Annotated in this window: 18 protein-coding genes and 1 tRNA gene; 11 read left to right on the forward strand and 8 right to left on the reverse strand. The window is 69.2% G+C overall.

Annotated elements, in window-relative coordinates; all coding sequences use genetic code 11:
• Positions 1-68: 68 nt before the first annotated feature.
• The 4 genes from GXW78_RS15620 to GXW78_RS15635 all read left to right on the forward strand — a co-directional run bounded on the left by GXW78_RS15620 (position 69) and on the right by GXW78_RS15635 (position 5,238).
• Positions 69-2,660, forward strand: coding sequence for a penicillin-binding protein 1A (locus GXW78_RS15620; protein ID WP_211869766.1), 2,592 nt, complete (start codon positions 69-71; stop codon positions 2,658-2,660).
• A 9-nt stretch (positions 2,661-2,669) separates the two neighbouring features.
• Positions 2,670-3,801 (forward strand): peptide chain release factor 2 gene (gene prfB / locus GXW78_RS15625; protein ID WP_211869767.1). Its coding sequence is split into 2 segments (ribosomal slippage): positions 2,670-2,738 and positions 2,740-3,801, totalling 1,131 coding nucleotides; the frame shifts between segments, so codons are not numbered across the junction.
• Between the two features lie 79 nt (positions 3,802-3,880).
• Positions 3,881-4,507 (forward strand): sulfotransferase family 2 domain-containing protein, encoded by a 627-nt coding sequence (locus tag GXW78_RS15630; protein WP_211869768.1) that lies wholly within the window; start codon positions 3,881-3,883, stop codon positions 4,505-4,507.
• Positions 4,507-5,238 carry a hypothetical protein gene (locus GXW78_RS15635; RefSeq protein ID WP_211869769.1) on the forward strand — a complete coding sequence of 244 codons (732 nt, stop codon included), beginning with the start codon at positions 4,507-4,509 and terminating at the stop codon, positions 5,236-5,238. Before GXW78_RS15630 ends, GXW78_RS15635 begins: the two co-directional genes overlap by 1 nt.
• Positions 5,239-5,270: 32 nt before the next feature.
• Here GXW78_RS15635 and GXW78_RS15640 read toward each other — a convergent pair whose 3' ends face one another.
• Complete coding sequence (locus GXW78_RS15640; RefSeq protein WP_246522265.1) at positions 5,271-6,659, reverse strand: DEAD/DEAH box helicase; 1,389 nt, start codon at positions 6,657-6,659, stop codon at positions 5,271-5,273.
• Positions 6,660-6,962: 303 nt separating this feature from the next.
• On the opposite strand from GXW78_RS15640, the gene GXW78_RS15645 reads away from it, so the two are divergent.
• The gene (locus GXW78_RS15645; protein WP_211869771.1) at positions 6,963-7,652 is read left to right on the forward strand and encodes a carbonic anhydrase; all 690 of its coding nucleotides are present in this window, start codon (positions 6,963-6,965) and stop codon (positions 7,650-7,652) included.
• 133 nt (positions 7,653-7,785) lie between these two features.
• Positions 7,786-9,786, forward strand: coding sequence for a TRAP transporter permease (locus GXW78_RS15650; protein ID WP_211869772.1), 2,001 nt, complete (start codon positions 7,786-7,788; stop codon positions 9,784-9,786).
• Between the two features lie 37 nt (positions 9,787-9,823).
• Here GXW78_RS15650 and GXW78_RS15655 read toward each other — a convergent pair whose 3' ends face one another.
• Complete coding sequence (locus tag GXW78_RS15655) at positions 9,824-10,816, reverse strand: TAXI family TRAP transporter solute-binding subunit (protein WP_211869773.1); 993 nt, start codon at positions 10,814-10,816, stop codon at positions 9,824-9,826.
• Between the two features lie 104 nt (positions 10,817-10,920).
• Positions 10,921-11,583 (reverse strand): lipoyl(octanoyl) transferase LipB, encoded by a 663-nt coding sequence (lipB, locus tag GXW78_RS15660; protein ID WP_211869774.1) that lies wholly within the window; start codon positions 11,581-11,583, stop codon positions 10,921-10,923.
• A gap of 30 nt (positions 11,584-11,613) precedes the next feature.
• Here lipB and GXW78_RS15665 point away from each other — a divergent pair.
• Positions 11,614-11,699, forward strand: a tRNA-Leu gene (locus GXW78_RS15665).
• A gap of 391 nt (positions 11,700-12,090) precedes the next feature.
• Here GXW78_RS15665 and GXW78_RS15670 read toward each other — a convergent pair.
• Both GXW78_RS15670 and GXW78_RS28645 read right to left on the reverse strand, forming a co-directional pair.
• Entirely contained in the window at positions 12,091-12,486 is a 396-nt protein-coding gene (locus GXW78_RS15670; protein ID WP_211869775.1) for a (R)-mandelonitrile lyase, read from the reverse strand.
• An 85-nt stretch (positions 12,487-12,571) separates the two neighbouring features.
• Positions 12,572-12,871 carry an SDR family oxidoreductase gene (locus tag GXW78_RS28645; protein ID WP_272876858.1) on the reverse strand — a complete coding sequence of 100 codons (300 nt, stop codon included), beginning with the start codon at positions 12,869-12,871 and terminating at the stop codon, positions 12,572-12,574.
• Between GXW78_RS28645 and GXW78_RS28650 the strand changes: the two genes are divergently transcribed.
• From GXW78_RS28650 to GXW78_RS15685, 3 genes are all read left to right on the forward strand, one after another.
• The gene (locus GXW78_RS28650; protein WP_408904197.1) at positions 12,836-13,006 is read left to right on the forward strand and encodes a thermonuclease family protein; all 171 of its coding nucleotides are present in this window, start codon (positions 12,836-12,838) and stop codon (positions 13,004-13,006) included. The two genes, GXW78_RS28645 and GXW78_RS28650, sit on opposite strands and share 36 nt — an antisense overlap.
• A 217-nt stretch (positions 13,007-13,223) precedes the next feature.
• Positions 13,224-14,084, forward strand: coding sequence for a hypothetical protein (locus tag GXW78_RS15680; RefSeq protein ID WP_246522267.1), 861 nt, complete (start codon positions 13,224-13,226; stop codon positions 14,082-14,084).
• 497 nt (positions 14,085-14,581) lie between these two features.
• On the forward strand, positions 14,582-15,577 hold the full coding sequence (locus tag GXW78_RS15685; protein ID WP_211869777.1) for a Bug family tripartite tricarboxylate transporter substrate binding protein: 996 nt from the start codon (positions 14,582-14,584) through the stop codon (positions 15,575-15,577).
• Positions 15,578-15,668: 91 nt separating this feature from the next.
• Here the strand turns inward: GXW78_RS15685 and GXW78_RS15690 are convergent, their stop codons facing one another.
• The 3 genes from GXW78_RS15690 to GXW78_RS15700 form a co-directional block, all read right to left on the reverse strand.
• Positions 15,669-16,145: a hypothetical protein gene (locus GXW78_RS15690; protein WP_211869778.1), complete on the reverse strand. Its 477-nt coding sequence runs from the start codon at positions 16,143-16,145 to the stop codon at positions 15,669-15,671.
• Complete coding sequence (locus GXW78_RS15695) at positions 16,145-16,648, reverse strand: c-type cytochrome (RefSeq protein ID WP_211869779.1); 504 nt, start codon at positions 16,646-16,648, stop codon at positions 16,145-16,147. The genes GXW78_RS15690 and GXW78_RS15695 overlap by 1 nt, the downstream gene beginning before the upstream one ends.
• A 142-nt stretch (positions 16,649-16,790) precedes the next feature.
• Positions 16,791-18,212: a tetratricopeptide repeat protein gene (locus GXW78_RS15700; protein WP_211869780.1), complete on the reverse strand. Its 1,422-nt coding sequence runs from the start codon at positions 18,210-18,212 to the stop codon at positions 16,791-16,793.
• A 171-nt stretch (positions 18,213-18,383) separates the two neighbouring features.
• On the opposite strand from GXW78_RS15700, the gene GXW78_RS15705 reads away from it, so the two are divergent.
• Positions 18,384-20,660 (forward strand): NADP-dependent malic enzyme, encoded by a 2,277-nt coding sequence (locus GXW78_RS15705; RefSeq protein ID WP_211869781.1) that lies wholly within the window; start codon positions 18,384-18,386, stop codon positions 20,658-20,660.
• The last annotated feature ends 172 nt before the right edge of the window (positions 20,661-20,832 follow it).

Below are 20,832 nucleotides of genomic sequence, written 5' to 3' on the forward strand. Positions count from 1 at the left end.
ACCCTGCAACGCCCCAAGCCTGTCACCACATGTCGCACCAAGTACCCTGAGGGTGTATCTTTCCCCCGATGACCTCCCCTGACCTCCGCGCCGATGCGCCGCTCGCCCCCCGACGCAATGGGCGACACCAGGCTGCCGCCGCCGATCCCGCCCCCCCGCCGGGGGAAACCCCGCGCCGCGAGAAGCCGGCGCGCGCGAAGCGCCGCCGTCGCGGCCTCGGTCTGTTCCGCCTGCTGTTCATGATCCTGGTTGTCGGTGGCGTGGTAGGGTCCGTGGCCGCCTATGGCGTCTACCATCAGGTTTCCGAGGATCTGCCCGACTATCGCTGGCTGGCGGACTACGACCCGCCGCAGATGAGCCGCATTTACGCGGCCGACAGCCGGCTGACCGCCGAACTCGCGACCGAGCGCCGCGTCTTCGTGCCGATCGAGGCGATTCCGGCGCGCGTGCAGCAGGCCTTCGTCTCGGCCGAGGACCAGCGTTTCTGGGACCATGCCGGCGTCGATCCGCTGGGCATCGGCCGGGCACTGCTCACGGCGGCTGAAAACTATGGTTCCGGCCGGCGGATGGGAGGTGCCTCGACCATCACCCAGCAGGTCGCCAAGAACATGCTGGTCGGCAACGAACGCTCGATCATGCGCAAGGTGCGGGAGGCGATCCTTGCCGTGCGCATCGAGCGCGCGCTGTCGAAGGATCGCATCCTCGAACTGTACCTGAACGAGATCTTCCTGGGGCAATCCGCTTATGGCGTGGCGGCCGCGGCGCAGGCCTATTTCGACAAGGGGCTGGACGAGCTGACGGTCGCCGAGGCGGCCTTCCTCGCCGCGCTGCCGCGGGCGCCCAACAACTACAATCCGATCCGCTTCCCGGAGCGTGCACGGGCGCGCCGCGACTGGGTGCTCGATCGCATGGCCGAGGACGGCTACATCACGCCGGAGGAGGCGCGCTACGGCAAGGCTGAATCGATCTCGCCGCGCCCGACGCGCCGTCCGGAAGTCGTCCCCGTCGGGCAGCACTTCACCGAGGAAGTGCGGCGCGAGCTGATCCAGCGCTACGGCGCGGAGCAAACCACGATGGGCGGGCTGGTGGTGCGCACCAGCCTTGAACCGCAGCTCCAGGCGGCGGCGGAGAAGGCGCTGCGCGACGGGCTGATGGCCTATGACCGCCGGCGTGGCGGCTGGCGGGGTGCCTTCGGCCAGATCGCCGCCCGCCCGACCGAATGGATGCCGGCGCTCGAAGCCTTCCAACGCCCGCCCGGCGGCCTGCCGGAATGGCGGCTGGCGGTCGTGCTGGAAGTCCGCGGGACCGATGCGCGGGTCGGCTGGATCGATCGCGGTGAAGGCGGGCGCGGCGCGCCGCAGGCGCAGACCGGGCTGATGTACCTCCAGGATCTCTCCTGGGCGCGGCCGGCGCGCGACGGCCGGGTGGGTGGCCAGCCCTCCCGCATGAACCAGGTCGTCAGCGTCGGCGACGTCGTCTTCGTCGAGCAGATGCCGACCCAGATGCCCGCCCAGGGCCGCGCGGCGCGCCCGGAGCGGGTGGAACTGCGCCAGATGCCGCAGGTCGAGGGTGCGGTCGTCGCACTGGACCCGCAATCGGGCCGCGTGCTGGCGATGGCGGGCGGCTGGTCTTTCGAGCGGTCCTGGTTCAACCGCGCGACCCAGGCGCAGCGGCAGCCGGGCTCGTCCTTCAAGCCGTTCGTCTACATCAATGCGCTGGAACAGGGCGTGCCGCCCAACACGGAACTGCTGGACGAGCCGATCGAGGTGATGTCGGGCGGCCGGCTGTGGCGGCCGCAGAACTACACCGCCGGCCAGGCGAATGGCTGGGTGACGATGCGCCAGGCGCTGGAGCGCAGCCTCAACCTCGTGACGGTGCGCGTGGCGCAGCAGGTGGGCATGGATGCGGTCGCCGACGCCGCCTCGCGCTTCGGCGTCATCGACAACATGCCGCGCTACCTCGCGCTGTCTCTCGGTGCCGGCGAGACGACGGTGATGCGCATGGCGGCGGGCTATGCCGCCTTCGCCAATGGCGGCCACCGCGTGACGCCGACCCTGATCGATTCCGTTCAGGACCGCCGGGGGCGGGTGATCTGGCGCGCCGACCGCCGCGGCTGCGCCACCTGCAACGCGGCGAGCCCCGATGCCGGCCCGCCGGAGCTCGTGGACCCGCAGCGCCAGCAGGCGACCGACCCGATCGCCGCCTATCAGATGGTGTCTCTGCTGCAGGGCGTCGTGCAGCGCGGCACCGGCACCCGCGCCGGCACCGGCCTGAACCGCCCGATCGCCGGCAAGACCGGCACGACCGACGACTACAAGGACAATTGGTTCGTCGGCTTCACGCCCGACATCGTTATCGCGGTGTGGATGGGGTATGACGACCCGCGCAGCCTCGGCAATGGCGAGACCGGCGGCGGCAATGCCGCGCCGATCTTCCACGACGTGCTGGCGGCGGCGTTGCGCGACAGCCCGGCGGTGCCCTTCCGCGCGCCGCCCGGCGTCGCGCTCGTGCGCATCAATGTCGGCAACGGCTCGATCCTGGAAGCCTTCCGTCCGGGCACCGAGAACGCCGCGCGGCGCTGGGGCGGCGGTGAGGGCGGGGCCGCGCCCGGGGGCGGAACGGCGAGTGGCCTCGACAGCAACCTGGGCGGGCTCTATTGAGCGCGTCCCATGCGAGCTGAAGCAGAATCCCTGAACGAGCAGATCACCGCCTCGGTGTCCCTGCTGAGGAGGCATCTTTGACTGGGATGCCGCCGTTCGCCGCCTCGAAGAACTGAACGCCCGCGCCGAGGATCCGACGCTCTGGAATGATGCGGCCGAAGCGGGGCGCGTCATGCGCGAGCGCGGGCGGCTGGCCGGCCAGGTCGAAGGTGTCCAGAAGCTCGACCGTGATGTCGCCGACGCGCTCGGCCTCATCGAACTCGCCGAGGCCGAAGGCGACGAGGATACGATCAACGCCGCCATCGCCGACCTGGAAGGCTTCGCCGCCGAGGCGAAGCGGCTCGAGATCGAGAGCCTGCTGTCCGGCGAGGCCGATGCCAACGATGCCTATCTGGAAGTGAACGCCGGCGCCGGCGGCACGGAGGCCCAGGATTGGGCGCAGATGCTGCTGCGCATGTACATGCGCTGGGCCGAGCGCCGCGGCTACAAGGTGACGCTGACCGAACAGTCGGAAGGCGAGCAGGCGGGCATTAAGTCAGCGACCGTGCAGGTCAGCGGGCCGAACGCCTATGGCTGGCTGAAGACGGAATCGGGCGTGCACCGGCTGGTGCGCATCAGCCCCTTCGACGCCGCGGCACGCCGACAGACGTCCTTCGCGAGCGTGTATGTCTATCCGGTGATCGACGACAAGATCGAGATCGAGGTCAACCCGGCTGACCTCAAGACCGACACCTTCCGCGCCTCCGGCGCCGGCGGCCAGCACGTGAACAAGACGGAATCGGGCGTGCGCTTCACGCATATCCCGACCGGCATCGTCGCAGCATCCACCCAGGACCGCAGCCAGCACCGCAACCGCGCCATCGCGATGGAGATGCTGAAGGCGCGGCTGTACGAACTCGAACTGCGCAAGCGAGAGGCGATCACCGACGCCGTCGAGGCCGGCAAGACCGACATCGGCTGGGGCCACCAGATCCGCAGCTATGTCCTGCAGCCCTATCAGATGGTGAAGGACCTCCGCACCAGCGTGGAGAAGGGCAACCCCGACGCCGTGCTGGATGGCGACCTCGACGAATTCATGGCGGCGGCACTCGCCCAGCGCGTGGGCGCGACACGGTCCGAGGCGAGCGCCGCGGCGCGGTGAGGTACCGGCCGACGGCATCGGGGCTCCCGCGGGGGCCGCTCCGGCTACTCCGGCCGGCCTCTCCCGCGGGCATGCCGCTATGATCTGGTCCAATCGCAACAAGCTCTGCTTCGTGCATATTCCGAAGACGGGTGGGACGTCGATCACGGCAGCCTACGAACCGCAGATGCTGTTCGATGACATCATCCTGGGTGGCACGGCGCTGGGTGAGATGCTGCAGAAGCACTATCGGACCCGGTTCGGGCTGCACAAGCACTCGGGCGCCCGGTCGATCATGCAGGCGGCTGGCACCGAAGCGTTCGCGGCGGCTTTCAGCTTTTCCCTCATTCGCGATCCGGTCGGCCGGGTTGTCTCCCTCTATCGGTGGCTGCGTGACGGGCCGCCAGGTCGTCATCCCCTGTCGGGGCCGGCCGCAGGCCTCGACTTCGATGCCTTCGCGCCGTTGGCCTGCGAGAGCTTTCCTTCGCAGGCGGCCCATGTGAAGGCGGCCGGGCGCGTCGCCGTCAGCCGTCTCTACCGCTTTGACGATCTGCCCCAGGCCTGGGCCGACGTGGCGCGCCGGATCGGAGGGAACTCGGCGCTCTCGCACCGGAACATGTCGCGGTCGCAGGATGTGCGGGTGTCCGCCGCCGCGCGCAACACGATCGAGACCTTCTATGCCGAGGATCTTGCGCTGTATCGCGCCATCGCGGCTGTCGGAAACTGATGAGCCGCCAGGAGACGGGAGGCCGGGCTGCGGGACGACGCGATCCGCGTGAGTTCGTTTCCGCCGATCAGGATTTCTCGGCGCTGCGTGAGAGCATGGTGGTGGAGGCGGACAACGGCTTCACGCGCGGCGAGCGCCGAAACCGGATCTTCGGTGCCAGACGGCCGGACTTCTTCGAGCACGTCAACGAGCTGCGCAGCGAGTTCATCGATCGCAGCGAACTGCTTGTCGTTCATGCCGGCTGTGTCGTGGCCCTGCGTCGCCGTCTGGCAATCGACCACTTCCAGCCGCTCTACCTTCGTCTCTGGCGCGAGCAGCACGGCTTCCTGCTGCATGAACTGTCGCTTCGATGGCTCGTTTCCGCCTGCGACACGCTCGCCGATATCGGCGAGAGCCCCGTGCAGCGCGCGCTGGCGCTCAGCGGCTCGGTGCTCGCCAACAGCATGAAGCTTACCGAGACGGAGCGGCGGCGGACCGACGCAACGGGGGCTGCCGCCGCTGCCCAGGGCTCACGCGGGCCCGATGGCAGCCTGTTCGATGGCATGACCATGTTCCGGCCGGGCGGGGACATGATCCATAACCTGTTTCGCCGACTGGCCCGGGTCGCGACCCTCGACGACGTTGCCGGGCCGATCCTGCTGGAGGTCGCGGCCCGGGTCCGGAAACTCGATACGGTGGTGCGGCGGTTGGATGTCGCCGCGAAGGATCCGACGGACGGCCGGCCGTCGTAGGACCGGCCGGGCACGTCCTCGGGGTCCGACCGTTACCGCCCGCGCCGTAGGAAGGCCGGTGCCGTCGAGCCGTCACGGAAGTCGCCTTCCCGCCACGACCGGTCGCGCCGCGGTTCTTCCGCCGACGTGCCCGCCGGACGGCGGCGGGACTGCTCGCCACCGCCAGCAGGCGGCTTCGCTGCGCCGCTATGGCCTGCGGGCCGGTGCTGCGACTGCCGCTGCGGCTTGCGCTGCTGCTGTTGCTGGCGCGGCGGCCGCGGAGCCTCCCGCGGGGCGGCCAAGTCCTCGGCGGTCGCCTCGCGCTTCTCGGCCGGGATCTGCTGGCGGATCAGGCGCTCGATCGCGCGCAGCTTGTCGCGGTCGTCCTGCGAGCACAGCGCGATCGCCTCGCCCGAGGCGCCGGCGCGCGCAGTCCGGCCGATGCGGTGCACATAGGTCTCCGGTACTTCCGGCAGGTCGAACTGGATGACGTGGGTCACGCCGTCCACATCGATGCCGCGCGCCGCGATATCGGTCGCGACGAGCACGGGCGCCGAGCCGTCACGGAAGGCGGCAAGCGCCCGCTCGCGCGCGTTCTGCGCCTTGTTGCCGTGGATGGCGTTGGCCTTGATGCCATCCTGGTCCAGCTGCTTCACGATGCGGTCGGCACCGTGCTTCGTGCGGCTGAACACCAGGGTGCGGCCGATGCCCTCGCCCTTCAGGATTTCCGCCAGGACGCGGCGCTTGCCGGCGGCCGGGACGTGGATCACGCGCTGGGCCACCTTCTCGGCGGTGGTCGAGACCGGGGCGACGGCGACGCGGGCCGGGTCCGACAGCATCTCGGCGGCGAGCTTGTTGATCTCGGACGGCATGGTGGCGCTGAAGAACAGCGTCTGGCGCTTCGCCGGGATCGCTTTCAGCAGGCGCCGGATGGCCGGCAGGAAGCCCTTGTCGAGCATCTGGTCGGCCTCATCGAGCACCAGCGTGCCGACATGGTCGAGCCGCCCGGCGCCCTGGTCGAGCAGGTCCTGCAAGCGGCCGGGGGTGGCGACGAGGATGTCGACGCCGCGCGCCAGCGCCTGCCGCTGCGCGCCGAAGCCGACGCCGCCGAAGATGACGGCGACCGACAGGCCGAGATGGCGCCCATAGGCCTTCACGCTGTCGGCGATCTGCGAGGCGAGCTCGCGCGTCGGCGACAGCACCAGCACGCGGCAGCCGCCGCGCGGCGGGCGGCCGGGCGTCGCCGCCAGCCGGTGCAGGATCGGCAGGCTGAAGGCGGCCGTCTTGCCGGTGCCGGTCTGGGCGATGCCGAGCAGGTCGCGGCCTTCCATCACGATCGGGATGGACTGGGCCTGGATGGGGGTGGGGGTGGAATAACCCTCCTCGGCAAGGGCCTGGAGGATGCGAGTGTCGAGGCCGAGAGCCTCGAAGGTATTGGTCAAGCTAAGTCCTGTCGCACGCGCACGGCGAATTTCGCGGCGCGCGTCGCTGCGGTGAGAAAGCCCCGCGGGATTGGGACCGTCCAGTGGGTGGCGCGCCTGTTCCCGACCCGGGCCCGCACCGCGCTTCTTGATGGAGCGACGGGGACCGATCACGCGGCCGGGTGGCGCGTGGCGCACGGGCAATCCGCACGGTGTTGCATGTATGCGCCTTCGCAGGTGCGAAAACAAGGGGCGGGCGGCCGGACACCGCTTCTTCATGGCTCGGCGCGCCGGATCCGCGCCCTGCCCGCGAGAAGGATGTCCATGCTGCCCCGCCGATCCGCCCTTGGCGCCCTGGCCTGCGCCTGTACCGGCCTGCTGCCGATCAGTCCGCTGCGTGCCGCCGGCCCGGCGCCGCGCAGCGCACTGAGCCCCGATCAGGCGATTGCCCGGCTGATGGAAGGCAACCGGCGCTTCGTCGCCGACGACCCCGTGCCCATCGACGCCGGCGCGGTGCGGCGGCAGAGCCTCGCGGCAGGGCAGGCGCCCTTCGCCTCCATCGTCTGCTGCGCCGACAGCCGCGTCGCGCCGGAACTGCTGGTGCGGGCGGGGTTGGGGGAGGTCTTCGTCGCACGCGTGGCCGGCAATACTGTTCCGCCCGCGGGGCTCGCGACCATTGCCTATGGCGTCGAGGCGCTCGGCACGCCGGCCGTCATGGTGCTGGGGCATGAACGCTGCGGCGCGGTGATCGCGGCGGTCGAGGCGGTGACGCGCGGCCTGCCGGTGCCGCCGCTGATGCTGCCGATTCTCGCGCCGATCATCGCCGCAGTGGAGGCGGTGCGCGACGAGCCGGGCGACCTGATAGACAACGCCGTGCGGGAGAATGCGCGTGCCGGCGCCAGGTCGCTGATCCGGCATCCGGCCTTCGCGGCGCGGATCGACGGCGGCTCGCTGAAGGTCGTGGCTGCGCGATACGACCTCGACCACGCGCAGATCGAACTGCTGCCGGTCTAGACGTGCAGGGCGGGGCGCGACCACCCGTTCCGCGCGCAAGCCCGGAAGGGATCCCGTCAGCCGCCAGCTTGGTCTTTTCGCGGTGCGCCTTTTCAGTCTAAGCCCCGTCCCTAACGATAAGGGGGCTGAAGCGTTGGCCGATACGCGTGCGGTGACGGATACCGTCAATACCGATGTGGACGACATGGAGTTCGCCTCCGCCAGGCGCGAGCTTGGCGGATGGCAGGGCCATGCCTGGCGTATCTGCGCCGCCGTCTTCGTCTTCTGGCATCTTTGGATCCTGCTGGTCGAACCGGTCGATCCGACCGTCTCGCGGGCGGTGCATGTCTTCGTCGGCGCCGCGCTCGGCTTCGCGCTGTTCGCGGCGCGCTCGACCGATACGCCAGGCACGCGCGTGCCGTGGTACGAGCTGCTGCTGATCGTGCCGGCGCTGCTGATTCCGCTGCACTACATCCTGGATGCCGACGGCATCGAGATGCGATCCTTCATGGGACCGAACACGCAGGACCTGCTCGCGGCGGGCTTCGGCATCCTGTTGGTGCTGGAATTCGCGCGGCGTACCGCCGGCATCGTCATGCCGATCATCGCCATGGTCTTCATCGCCTATTGCTTCGTCGGACCCTGGATGCCGGGCATCCTGTTCCACCGGGGCGTGTCACTCGACCAGGCGCTGGTCGAGCTGTTCAACAACAACGGCGTGCTCGGCACGATCGTTCAGGTCAGCGCCACCTTTATCATCATGTTCGTGGTCTTCGCGACCTTCCTGCAGACCTCGAAGGCCGGGGACTACTTCAATGACTTTGCCCTGGCGCTGGTCGGACGGCTGCGCGGCGGGCCTGCCAAGGTGACGGTCATCTCGGGCATCATGTTCGGCACCATCTCGGGTTCGGCGGTGGCGAATGTCGTCGCCTCCGGCGCCTTTACCATCCCGATGATGCGCCGCGTCGGCTACGACCGCGCGACCGCCGGTGCGGTGGAGGCGACGAGTTCGACCGGCGGGCAGATCACGCCGCCGGTCATGGGGGCCGGCGCCTTCATCATGGCCGAGGTGCTGGGCATTCCCTACACCGAGATCGCGCTGGCCGGCTTGATCCCGGCGCTCCTGTTCTATGTTGCCAACTACATCCATTGCGACCTCAACGCCCGCAAGGCCGGCATCCGCGGCCTGCCGCGGGAGGAACTGCCGCGCTGGGCCCGTATCGCGCGCCACGCCTACATGGCCGCGCCGCTCGTGCTGCTGATCTGGATGCTGGTGCAGGGCTTCTCGCCCTTCCGTGCCGCGGCCTGGGGCATCGCCGCCACGCTGACGATCATGCTCTGCACGACGCTCGTGCACCGCGTGACGCGCCAGGGGCAGAACCCGATCACCGCCGCCATCGGCGCCGTCACCGAGACCGCCGCGGCGATCTACGCCACGCTGCACGGGTCGATGCGGGAGATGATGCAGCTTATCGCCGTCTGCGCCGCGGCGGGCATCGTCGCCGGCGCGATCGGCCTGACGGGCGTGGGCGGCCGCTTCGCGACGATGCTGCTCGATGTCGCCGGCACCTCGGCCTTCCTCGCGATGGTCTTCGCCATGCTGGTCGCGATCATCCTCGGCATGGGGGTGCCGACCACCGCGGCCTATGCGATCGCGGGCGCGGTCGTCGCGCCGGGGCTGATCCGCATCGGCGTGCCGCCGCTGACGGCGCACATGTTCATCTTCTACTTCGCGATCCTGTCGGCGATCACGCCGCCGGTCGCGCTCGCCTCCTTCGCCGCGGCATCGATGGCCAGGGCGGATATGTGGAAGACCAGCGTCATCGCGCTGAAGCTCGGCCTCGCCACTTTCATCGTGCCGTACATGTTCTGGATCTCGCCCGCCCTGCTGGCGCAGGGGCCGCTGGTCGAGATCGTGCAGGCCTTCCTGACCGCCTCACTGGGGGTCTACCTGCTGGCCTGTGCGACCGAGGGCTGGATGCAGAACGGACCGCTGCCGCTGCCGCTACGCCTAGTGTCCGCCGTCGGTGGGCTGGGGCTGATGGTGCCGGAACTCTGGACCGATGTCGGCGGGCTCGTGGTGGCGGGGCTGCTGCTCTATCGGCAGCACCGACTCTATCCGCAGGACATCGTGCCCGCGCTGCGGCGGGCCTGATGAGACGGCCGGGGCGTTGCCGCCCCGGCCGCTTCCTTCAGGCAAGCACCAGATTGTCCGGAATGGTCTGCCCGGCTTCACGCAGGTACCGCGCCGCGCCGGGGTGATAGGGCAGGAAGCTGTTCTTGCTCGCATTGGAGGCCAGGGTCTCCGACCCGGCCGCGATCGCCTGCTTCAGCCGCTCATTCTGGCCGAGCACTGCCTTCACCATCTCGTAGACGAGATCCTCGGGCAGCGATTTGTGGCCGATGGCGAAGTTGAACATGCCGACGACGCGCAGTTCCCGCCCCGCAGAGCGGTAGGTGCTCGCCGGCAGGGTTCCTGCGGAGAGTTCGGGGAAAGCGCGGGTCAGCTTCGCGACTTCCTCGGCGGTGTAGTCGAGGAAATTCACCTCGCTCTGCGTCTCCGCCTCGCTGAAGGCGGGGATCGGCACGCCCGACGCAAACAGGAAGGCGTCGAGCAGCCCGTCCTGCAACTGGCCTGACATGTCGGAGCCCGACCCGTAGCGCACCGCCGCCGGCCGGTAGCCCAGCGCATCCATGATCAGCGGGAAGTACGTGCCCGGCGTGCCGCCGCGCGGCCCGACGCCGATGTTCTTGCCCGCGAGCTGGGACATCTGCGTGATGCCGCTGCGCTTCAGCGAGATGCCGTGGAAGGGCGTGTCGTACATCGGGAACAGCGCCCGGATGTCATTGAACTTGTTGCCCTGGGTCCAGGCACCCTGGCCGTTCCAGGCCTGAAGCGCCACGCCCATCGTGGTCATGCCGATCTCGACCTCGCGGCGCTGGACCAGGATGATGTTCTGGTTCGGCCCCTGCGTCGTGCGGTAGGAGATGTTGACCCCCGTCGCCTCCTGCACGAGCTGGCCCCAAGCGGGGCCGTACAGTGCATAGGTGCCGCCCGGTGCGGCGGTGCCCATGTTGAGCGCGCGTGGCCAGGACGCGTTGCGCGGCTGGGCATGGGCGGCGCGAAGCAGCCCGCCGGCCGTGAGGCCGAAGGCGGCCCCCGCCAGCATGTGACGGCGTTGCATGGTCTGATCCTCCCGAGCGTTGATTGACCATCGTCTTCATGCCCGAAGCCGGAGCCGCCTTGCAAACGCGCGACGGTTGCATAGTGCCGGCGGCGATGCGCGGATCAGCCGAAGACTTCAGTCCACGCCCCCTGCAGGGCCGCGTCCGCCTCGTCCATGGTGGCGGGCACGCCCTGCGCGTGGAGGCTCGTGACCCCGTGCTCCGCGATGCCGCAGGGCACGATGCCGCCGAAGTGCGACAGGTCCGGGTCGACGTTCAGCGCGATGCCGTGCCAGGTCACCCAGCGCGTGACGCGCACGCCGATGGCCGCGATCTTGTCCTCGGTGCCGGCGGCACGGTTCGCAACCCACAGCCCGACCCGGCCCTCCCGGCGCTCCGCACGGATGTTGAATCGGTCCAGCGCCCGGATCAGCCATTCCTCGAGCCCATGGACATAGGCCCGGATGTCCCGCGGCGGGACCGAGCCATGGGCATGGTTCAGGTCGAGCATGACATAGCCGGTCCGCTGCCCCGGCCCGTGATAGGTCCATTGCCCACCGCGGCCCGCCGCGAAGACCGGGAAGCGCGAATCGCGCAGATCCTCGGGTCGGGCGGAGGTTCCGGCAGTGTAGGTTGGGTCGTGCTCGACCAGCCAGACGCGCTCGGCGGCGGTGCCGGCACGGATGGCGGCGACGTGGGCCTCCATGGCTTCCAGCGCCCCGGCATAGGGGGTGCGGCCATCGGTGACGATCCAGTCGAGGGGGTGTGTTGCTGACGGCGCGGTCATGGGTTATACGCCGCGCCCTCTACCCGGTTTGCGGTCGTGGCGGAATGGTAGACGCGCCAGCTTGAGGTGCTGGTAGGGGCAACCCTGTGGAAGTTCGAATCTTCTCGACCGCACCATCCGACGAAGCCAAGGCACTGGCTTGGCGCAATCACGCCAATCCGGCGCGTACGGTTGCGACAACAGTTCCCACATTGGGCGTATGCTGCTGAGATCCGATGCGATCGAATCTGACGCACGAAGCCGCCTCCGAGTGCCTTTCGCAATATCCGTGAGGCGAGGCCGCGACGGGCCCGGACGGTCCCAAATCATGACCCGGGCCAACCCGGCGCGGCCCCTTTGAGCGAGCCCCAGTAGGCCGGACATCACACGCACAACGGCGTCGGTAGGCAGTTCAATCGTTGCATTAGGGACATTCTCAGCACGAACGTCGTGCCTCCCTACATGATCGTTGCGCGCATAGCTCGCCTTCCTCCCGATTTTTCTTCTGCTATCCGCACCAGCTGATCGTCACTGTCCGTATTGCTCATCGCTGACCTGCTCCATCCAATCGACGGGCGAGCCATTGAGCTTCTCCTGGACAGCGATGTGGCTCATGGCCGTGGCCGGGCTGGCGCCGTGCCAGTGCTTTTCGCCAGGCTCGAACCAGACGACATCGCCGGGCCGGATTTCTTCGACGGCGCCACCCTCGCGCTGCACCCGGCCGAGGCCCGTCATGACGATGAGGGTCTGGCCGAGCGGGTGCGTGTGCCAGGCGGTGCGTGCGCCCGGCTCGAAGGTGACGAGCGCGCCGGCAACGCGGGCGGGCTCGGGCGGGCTGAACAGCGGATCGACGCGCACAGTGCCGGTGAACCACTCGGCCGGCCCCTTGCCGGACGCCTGTGTGCCGCTGCGGACGATGTTCATGGTGAAGTCCTATTTTAAGAGAGGGGCGCGGGAAGCCGGCCTGCGGGATCAGCAAGATATGGGGTCGGCGCTGAAGGCTATCTCCTCAGGTAACTGTGAAGCCGCCGTCGACCGGCAGCGCGACACCGACCACGAAGCTGGCCGCCGGGCTGCACAGCCAGAGCACCGCCGCGACGACTTCCTCCGCCCGACCGAGGCGTCCGATCGGCTGCGCCTTCATGATCTCGGCCATCGCTTCCGACTGGCCTTCCAGCATGGTCTGCACCATCGGGGTATCGATGACACCGGGGCAGACCGCGTTGACGGCTGACGGTGCCGGCGCTCTCGCAACAGGGCGGTTCCGCCACGCATGGCGGCGCTGGTCGCCGTAGGAATCACGCTGCAACCACGCGGCCGGGATCGCTACGGCAGACTGCCGGCCCGCGTGCGGGACCAGCGTGGACGGAAGGTGGCCACGGTGCTGATTCGCGAGGGCTTGGCGGAGGCATACGACGGTCGAGGCCCGCGGCCCCGCTGGTGAGGCTAACACCCTCGCGGACGGCCAGTCCGCCGTCACCTCGGGCAACGAGCCCGGCCCGGCGAATGCCTCCCGGCGCAACCGGAAACCAGCTCAATGCGTTACCCGGCCGGCCTCGCGATGCTCCGAGGCGGAGGGACATTGTTATGGGACGCGGAATTCTTCTATGGCTGCTGGGGATCCCCATCCCCGTGATCATCATTCTCCTGCTTCTCTTCAGATGAGCGCGCATCGCCCCGTGGCGCCCACTGTGGCAGGGACAGTCGAAAGCGACGTCTCGGCCGTATCGTGGGCTGCCATCATCGCGGGCGGCCTCACGGCCGTCGCGGCAACGCTGATCCTGACGATGGTGAGCGCGGGGGTGGGCTTCGCCTCGATCTCCCCGTGGAGCGGAGAGGGAGCTGCCGCGTCGACCATCGCCATCGGATCGGTGGTTGCGCTCGTCATCGTCCAGTGGATCTCGTCGGGCCTGGGTGGCTATGTCGCTGGGCGGCTGCGGACCACATGGACCGGCTTGCATCGGGACGAGGTGTTCTTCCGCGATACAGTGCACGGCCTCCTCGCCTGGGCTTTGGCGACCGTCCTGGGCATCCTGCTCGCGAGTTCCGCGCTGACGAGCCTCGTGGGCGCCGGGGCGCGGGGCGCCGCCGCAGTCTCGCAGGGTGCGGTCTCGGCCGCGGCGTCAGCAGTCGGGCCTGTGAGCCAATACGACCTTGATACGCTCCTGCGCCCTGCACGACCCGGCGCGACGCCGAGCGCCGGAGAGCTTCCCGACGTCGGCCCGGAAGTGATGCGCATACTGGCCAACGGCATCACGGCGGGGGATGTGCCATCAGGTGACCGCGACTACCTGGCGCAGATCGTTGCCGCACGATCGGAAATTTCGGCGGCGGATGCGCGCCAGCGCGTGGATGCGGCCGTGGAGCGCGCCAAACAGGCAGCGGTGCGGGCGCAGGAGGCGGCGGATACCGCGCGGAAGACCGCGGCGACCCTGGCGCTTCTGGGGGCGCTGGCGCTTCTCATCGGCGCGTTTATCGCCAGCGCAGCTGCCGCCTATGGCGGGCAACTGCGCGACGAGTAGGGAGCTGACGCATCGCCATATCAATTCGGCGGTGCGAGCAGCAGAGCAGTTCGTGACTGCGGATGAGGAGGGCCGGCTGTGCCTCCTCATCATGCCTCCGCCGGCACGGCAACGGCATGGCTCGGAAGTCGAAGCGGAGGCGCCGCGATCCTCATCCACATCTCCGAGGGTACGCACTCGCCGAGTGGCGGGATTTGAAGAAACGGACAGCCCCGGACGAATCCGTTGCCGCCAGTTAGGGCGAAAGCCCGGATCGCAAACCCGGTGACTCGTCCGACACAGCCGTAACGGTAGCGCACCTTCTTTCAGCGCACTCGAGGATTCTGCCCCCTATTCAAAGCCGTGCTCCGGGTGCGCTGATTCACGATGCCGCCGAACAGACCCTGCACCAAAGCCCCCGGCTGATTGCAATCTAAAGGAGGTGGCGGCAGAGCATGTTTGGGCCGCTGTTCCGGGCAAGTGTTTCGGCGCGCTGGCCGTCAGGAGAGATTGAAAGAATGATGGATTCCAGTACCTCGCGCCGCCGGCTGTTCACCGGTGCGACGGGCTTTGTCGCAGCGTCCTTCTTTCCGGCTGATGCCCGGGCGCAGGCCGGCTATCCGGATCGGCCGATCACGCTCGTGGATGGCTTCGTGCCGGGCGGCGGCAGTGACATTGTGGCGCGTCTGCTGGCGTCGAAGCTGCGCTCCGAATTGGGGCAGCCAGTGGTCGTGGAGAATCGTCCGGGTGCCAGCGGCACAGTCGCCATGGCGGGCGTGCTTCGCTCGCGGCCCGATGGCTACACTCTGGCTATCGGCACGATCAGCTCGCTATCGGTGCTGCCGCAGGTGATGGCGCACAAGCCCTACGATCCGTTGGCCGACCTCACGCCCATACTCCTGGTAGCTTCCGTGCCACAGGTGGTCGTGGTGAACGAGAACTCGCCCTTCCGCACCTTGAGAGAGTTGCTCGACTACGCGAAGGCCAATCCTAGCAAGCTGAACTTCGCTTCATCCGGTATCGCGACTTCCCAGCATCTCGCGGGCGAGCTTCTCGCCCGTGCGGCTGGCGTCGAGATGACCCATGTTCCCTACCGCGGCAGCGGTCAGGCTCTTGCCGATCTGATGGCGGGCCAGGTCGACCTCAACGTCGATACCCTGCCGACCAACCTGCCGCATATCCGTGGCGGCAAGCTGCGCGCCTTGGCGGTTACCACGCCCGAGCGCGTGGAGTGGCTTCCCGATGTGGCGACGGTGGCTGAACTCGGCTTTCCCGGCTTTGACCGCAAGGTCTGGTACATGATCGTCGGGCCTGCCGGTCTTCCTGCGCCGATCGTAAACCGATTGGCCTCGGCGCTGAACGCCGCGCTCGCGGCGCCGGAGGTTGCCCAGCGCCTCCGCGAAAGTGGCTTCATGCTCGGCGGCGGAACGCCTGCCTCGGCGGCGGCCTTGCTGCGCACCGAGAATGAAAGCAACGCGGCGATCGCCCGTGCGGCCAGTATCAGCGTCGACTGAGGTCATCCCTCAACCGGACGGCCGGCGCCCCATCCTGGGCCTGTCGCGCCGGCTTCCCTGCCAGTGCCGGGAACGTCATGGATTGCGGCGTTCAGGAGGTCGTGCCTGGTCGGCGGGCGCGCCGGAAGTGCGATCCGCGCAACTCTGGTTGCGCCAACGCGCGCTCGGCGGCTTCACGCTCATGCTCTGGGGCGAGGCTCGCCTTCGCAGCCGCGATCACCACCGCGAGCACCGTGTCGCCCTCCGTCGCGGCGCGGCTGCGGGCGACGAAGGCCGCGCGCTCCGGTCCGCTCATGGCCGGCAGCATGTGCGAGAGAATCGCCTGGGCGCGATCGAGAGGGATCGCCGCCAGCATGCGCCCTTCGAGCGTGCCGAGTTCATCCTCGGTCAGCATGCTCTCCAGCAGCCGCAGCAGGGTGGCGGGCTGCGGCAGCGGGCCGAACAGGTCTTCCCGCGATGGAGGCGGGCGGTTGTCGTTCATGATCTGCATGGTCGTCACCTTGGAAACCGTGCGGATTCCGTGGGACCGGCTGCCGCGCCACACGTCGCGGCAGCGGGCGCGTCGCATCAGCGGCCGGGAATGATGACGCCCAGATAGGGCGCGGGCGGCGTCTCGCCGGGGCCGGCCATCCGCGGCGTCTCGTTGCGCACCGGCGGCAGGCTGCGAAGGTAGCGCGCCAGCGCCCGTGCATCGGCATCATTCAGCGCCGCATAGGAGTGCCACGGCATCACCGGCGCCAGCACCCGCCCATCCGGCCGGACGCCGGTGCGCACGGCGCGGACGATGTCCGCCTCGCTCCAACTGCCGAGGCCGGTCTCGCGGTCTGGCGTCAGGTTGGGCGGATAGAAGACACCGACCTCGGGGATGCCGAAGCCGATATTCGATCCGGCGAGATTCAGCCGCGGATCGGGCCGCCCGGCCAGCGCGCCGCCGGTGTGGCAGCCGCCGCAATCCATGATGCGGGACAGATACTCGCCACGGGCATTCGGCCCGCCGGCCTGCTGGGCAGCGGCCGGCATGGCGGCAAGCAGCGAGGCGGCAACGGCCGCACGGGCGAGAATGGTCAGCATGACGCGGGCTCCTGGAGCGCGGGACGCGACGTCCCGGCGCTGCCGCGACATTCGCCGCAGCGCCGTTCCGGAGCCATCGCCGGAGTTTTCCGCGGCTTTCCGGAATCCTTCCCGGCCGTGACACGGGTCACACCGGGCGGGCCTATTCCGGCACGCCCGCCTTCACCAGCCCTTCGCAGAAGACCTCAGCATGGGCGAAGCCAGCCAGGTTCCGTCGCAGCAGCCCGACGCGGATCGCCGCGCCCATGCCGTTGCGCGCGGCGATGTAGCCCTGCGCCTCCTCGATCCGTCCGAGATGGCCGCAGCAGGAGATCAGCGTGTTGTAGTGGCCGAGATAGGCCGTGAAGGCCGCGACCGAGGCGCGCAGATGCGGCAGTGCGTCCTCGAAGCGGCGCGAGCCCAGCAGGGCAAGGCCGTGGATCGCCGTGTAGATGCCGGCGAAGCTGTCCATCGGGCTCATCCGCAGGGCGAGGCCGGTTTCATCGACCGCTTCCTCCATCCGGCCGGCCCGCAGCAGACCCCAGCCATACAGGGTGCGTCCCAACGCGAAGCAGGGGTTGAGGTCGAGCGCGGCGTGCAGTTCCGCCAGCCCCGCCTCATGCTGGCGGCCGGACGACAGGCAGATGCCGTGGGTCATGCGCGCCCAGGGTTCGGCGGGGTCCAGCGTCACCGCCTGCGCCGCCTGCCGTGCGGCGATCCGGTAGCCCTCGGCATTGTCAGGCCACCAGTAGCAGAGCGCCGCCCACCACGCCGCCCAGGCGAGCAGCGCATGCGCGCGCGCATAACCGGGTTCGACGGCGATCGCCTGGCTGAGCAGCGCGCGCGCTTCCTCGTTCTGCGCCTGCCCGACGCGGCTGATCAGCCTCATGGCGCGCACGGCAAGGCCCCAGGCCGACAGGTTCGCGGTTGGTCGCGCAGCGGCGCGGTATCCCTCCTCGGCGTAGAGATGCGGCTCGATCGCCGCGACGACGTGACGGGTGATCTCGTCCTGCACGGCGAAGATGTCGGACAGCGCGCGGTCATAGCGCTCGGCCCAGATGTGCCGCCCCGTGCCGGCATCAACCAGCTGGCCGGTCACGCGCATCAACCCGCCGGCCACGCGCACGCTGCCTTCCAGTACGTAGCGCACGCCAAGGTCCCGGGCGACCTGCCGGACGTCCACCGCGCGACCCTTGTAGGTGAAGGTTGAGTTGCGGGCGATGACGAACAGCCAGCGCAGCCGGGCGAGGTCGGTGGTGATGTCCTCGCTGATGCCATCGGCCAGCCAGTCCTGGCCGCTATCGCCCATGAAGGTGAAGGGCAGCACGGCGATGGAGGGGCCGGCATCGTCGTCGCCGGCGGGCGTCGGCGCTTCGGATAGGACGGGTGCTGCGACCGGGCCGCGCAGCACCAGCCCCGTCGTGCCTTCCACCATCGCCAGGGTACGTTCGGAGAACAGCCCGACCAGCAGCTTGTCGACGGTGGAGCGGCCGAGGCGCGTGCGGAAGGCGAATTCCTCCCGTGAGATGCGCTGCCGCGCCAGGTAGTCCCTGACGATTCCCGCGACCTGTCGCCTGTCGTCCATGCGGAAGCCACCCGATTCCGCCCGTCCCCACCCCGGCGGGGCGCGCGATCCCGATCCGGTGAGCAGGATAGGCCGACTGCCATTCCAGGGAAACAACGGCGCGTCGTCGTCTGGCCGTAGACCCTGCCCGCCCGGCACGAAACCCTCTACACCGGGGCATGGAGGTACCTGATGGACGAGGATTTCCGCCGCGCAGCACTCGACTATCACCGGCTCCCGCGCCCCGGGAAGCTGGCGGTCGAGCCGACCAAGCGCATGGCGACGCAGCGCGACCTGGGCCTGGCCTATTCCCCTGGCGTCGCCGCGGCCTGCGAGGCGATCGCCGCCGACCCGACCGCCGCCTATGACTACACCACGCGCGGCAACATGGTCGCGGTCATCACCAACGGCACGGCGGTACTGGGCCTCGGCGCCATCGGCGCGCTGGCGTCGAAGCCGGTGATGGAAGGCAAGGCGGTCCTCTTCAAGAAATTCGCCGGCATCGATTCCATCGACATCGAGGTGGAGGAACGCGACCCCGCGAAGTTCATCGAGGTCGTCGCCGCGCTCGAACCTTCCTTCGGAGCGATCAACCTCGAGGACATCAAGGCGCCGGAGTGCTTCGTCATCGAGCGCACGCTGCGCGAGCGGATGAACATCCCGGTCTTCCATGACGACCAGCACGGCACCGCCATCATCGTCGCCGCCGCAGTGCGCAACGGCCTGATGCTGCAGGGCAAGCGGCTGGAAGACGTGAAGCTGGTCAACACCGGCGGCGGCGCGGCGGCGCTAGCCTGCCTGGACCTTCTCGTCGAGATGGGGCTGAAGCGCGAGAACGTCACGATCTGCGACATCGGCGGCGTGATCCATACGGGGCGAAACGACCTCGACCCCCACCGCGCGCGCTATGCACAGGAGACGGAGGCGCGCACGCTCGAGGACGTGCTGCCGGGGGCTGACGTCTTCCTCGGCCTGTCCGCGCCGCGCGTGCTGAAGCCCGAATGGCTGAAGCACCTCGCACAGCGGCCGCTGGTGCTCGCGCTGGCCAATCCGGAACCGGAGATCCTTCCTGAAGCCGTCCGCGCGGCGCGCCCCGACGCCATCGTGGCGACCGGCCGCACCGACTACCCGAACCAGGTCAACAACGTCCTCTGCTTCCCCTTCATCTTCCGCGGCGCGCTCGACTGTGGCGCGACGACGATCAATGAGGAGATGAAGATCGCCGCGGCGGACGCCATCGCCGCCCTGGCTCGGGTCGAAGCCTCCGAAGTCGTCGCCGCTGCCTATGGTGGCATCGCGCCGGTCTTCGGGCCGGACTACATCATTCCGAAGCCCTTCGACCCACGGCTGATCCTGGAGATCGCGCCGGCCGTCGCCCGTGCGGCGATGGAAACCGGCGTCGCGCAGCGCCCGATCGAGGATTTCGCCGCCTATCGGCGTGAGCTCGAGCGTAATGTCTTCCGGTCCGGCAACCTCATGCGCCCGGTCTTCGAGGCTGCCCGCAAGCGCCCCCGCCGTGTCGTCTACGCCGAGGGCGAGGACGAGCGCACGCTGCGCGCCGTGCAGTCGGTGGTGGATGAAGGCATCGCCGAACCCATCCTGGTCGGGCGGCAGGAGGTGATCGCCGCCAAGGTCAAGGCGCTCGGCCTGCGCATGGCGCTCGGCGACAGCGTGCGCATCCTCGATCCAGGCAGCGATACGGAGGTCTTCGGCCCGCTGACCGAGCTGTATCGCGGCAAGGCCGGCCGCCGCGGCACCCCGCCCGACGCCGCCGAACGCCGCGTGCGCACGCGCCCGGCCGTCGCCGCTGCCCTACTGCTCGAAGCCGGCCACGCTGACGCAGCGATCTGTGGTGGTCTCGGCGACTGGATGGGTCAGTGGAAGCATGTGCTCGACATCACCGGCAAGCGCGACGATGTCGGTCGCGTCTACGCGCTCTCCGGCGTCGTCACCCGCGCCGGCGAGCACCTGTTCGTCGTCGACACGCATCTCTGCCTGGAGCCGACCGCCGAGCAGATCGCCGAGATGACGCTGCTCGCCGCCGAGCAGGTCAACGCCTTCGGCATCACGCCGAAGGTCGCGCTGCTCTCGCATTCCTCCTTCGGTGCATCGAACGCGCCATCGGCGCGGCGCATGCGCCAGGCGCTCGCGCTGATCCAGAAGCAAAATCCAGGGCTGGAAGTGGATGGCGAAATGCACGCGGATGCCGCGCTCATTCCGGCCATCCGCAGCCGCGCCGTGCCCGACAGCCCGCTGGAAGGCGCGGCGAACCTGCTGGTGATGCCGGGGATCGACGCCGCCAACATCGCCTTCAACCTGGTGAAGGCGGCGACTGACGGGCTGCAGCTCGGCCCGCTGCTGCTCGGGATGAACAAGCCGATCCACGTGCTGGTGCCGTCCGTGACGGCGCGCGGCATCCTGAACGTGACGGCGCTGGCGGTGGCGCAGGCGAACGCCGCGGCCGGCTAGGTCGCGCAGGGTGGATCAGGGGCTCTGCCCGTCCCCGAACCCTACCCCGGCACGGGTACCCATTCACATTGCCTTGGCAATGTGAATGGGGTCCGCGTAGGCCGAAGGGCCTTTGCAAACCTCCACCTGGCACTCTGCGCAGACGGTCGGACCATTGTCGTCCCGCAGCTCT

Source organism: Neoroseomonas terrae (assembly GCF_018129025.1).
Classification (GTDB): Bacteria; Pseudomonadota; Alphaproteobacteria; order Acetobacterales; family Acetobacteraceae; genus Neoroseomonas; species Neoroseomonas terrae.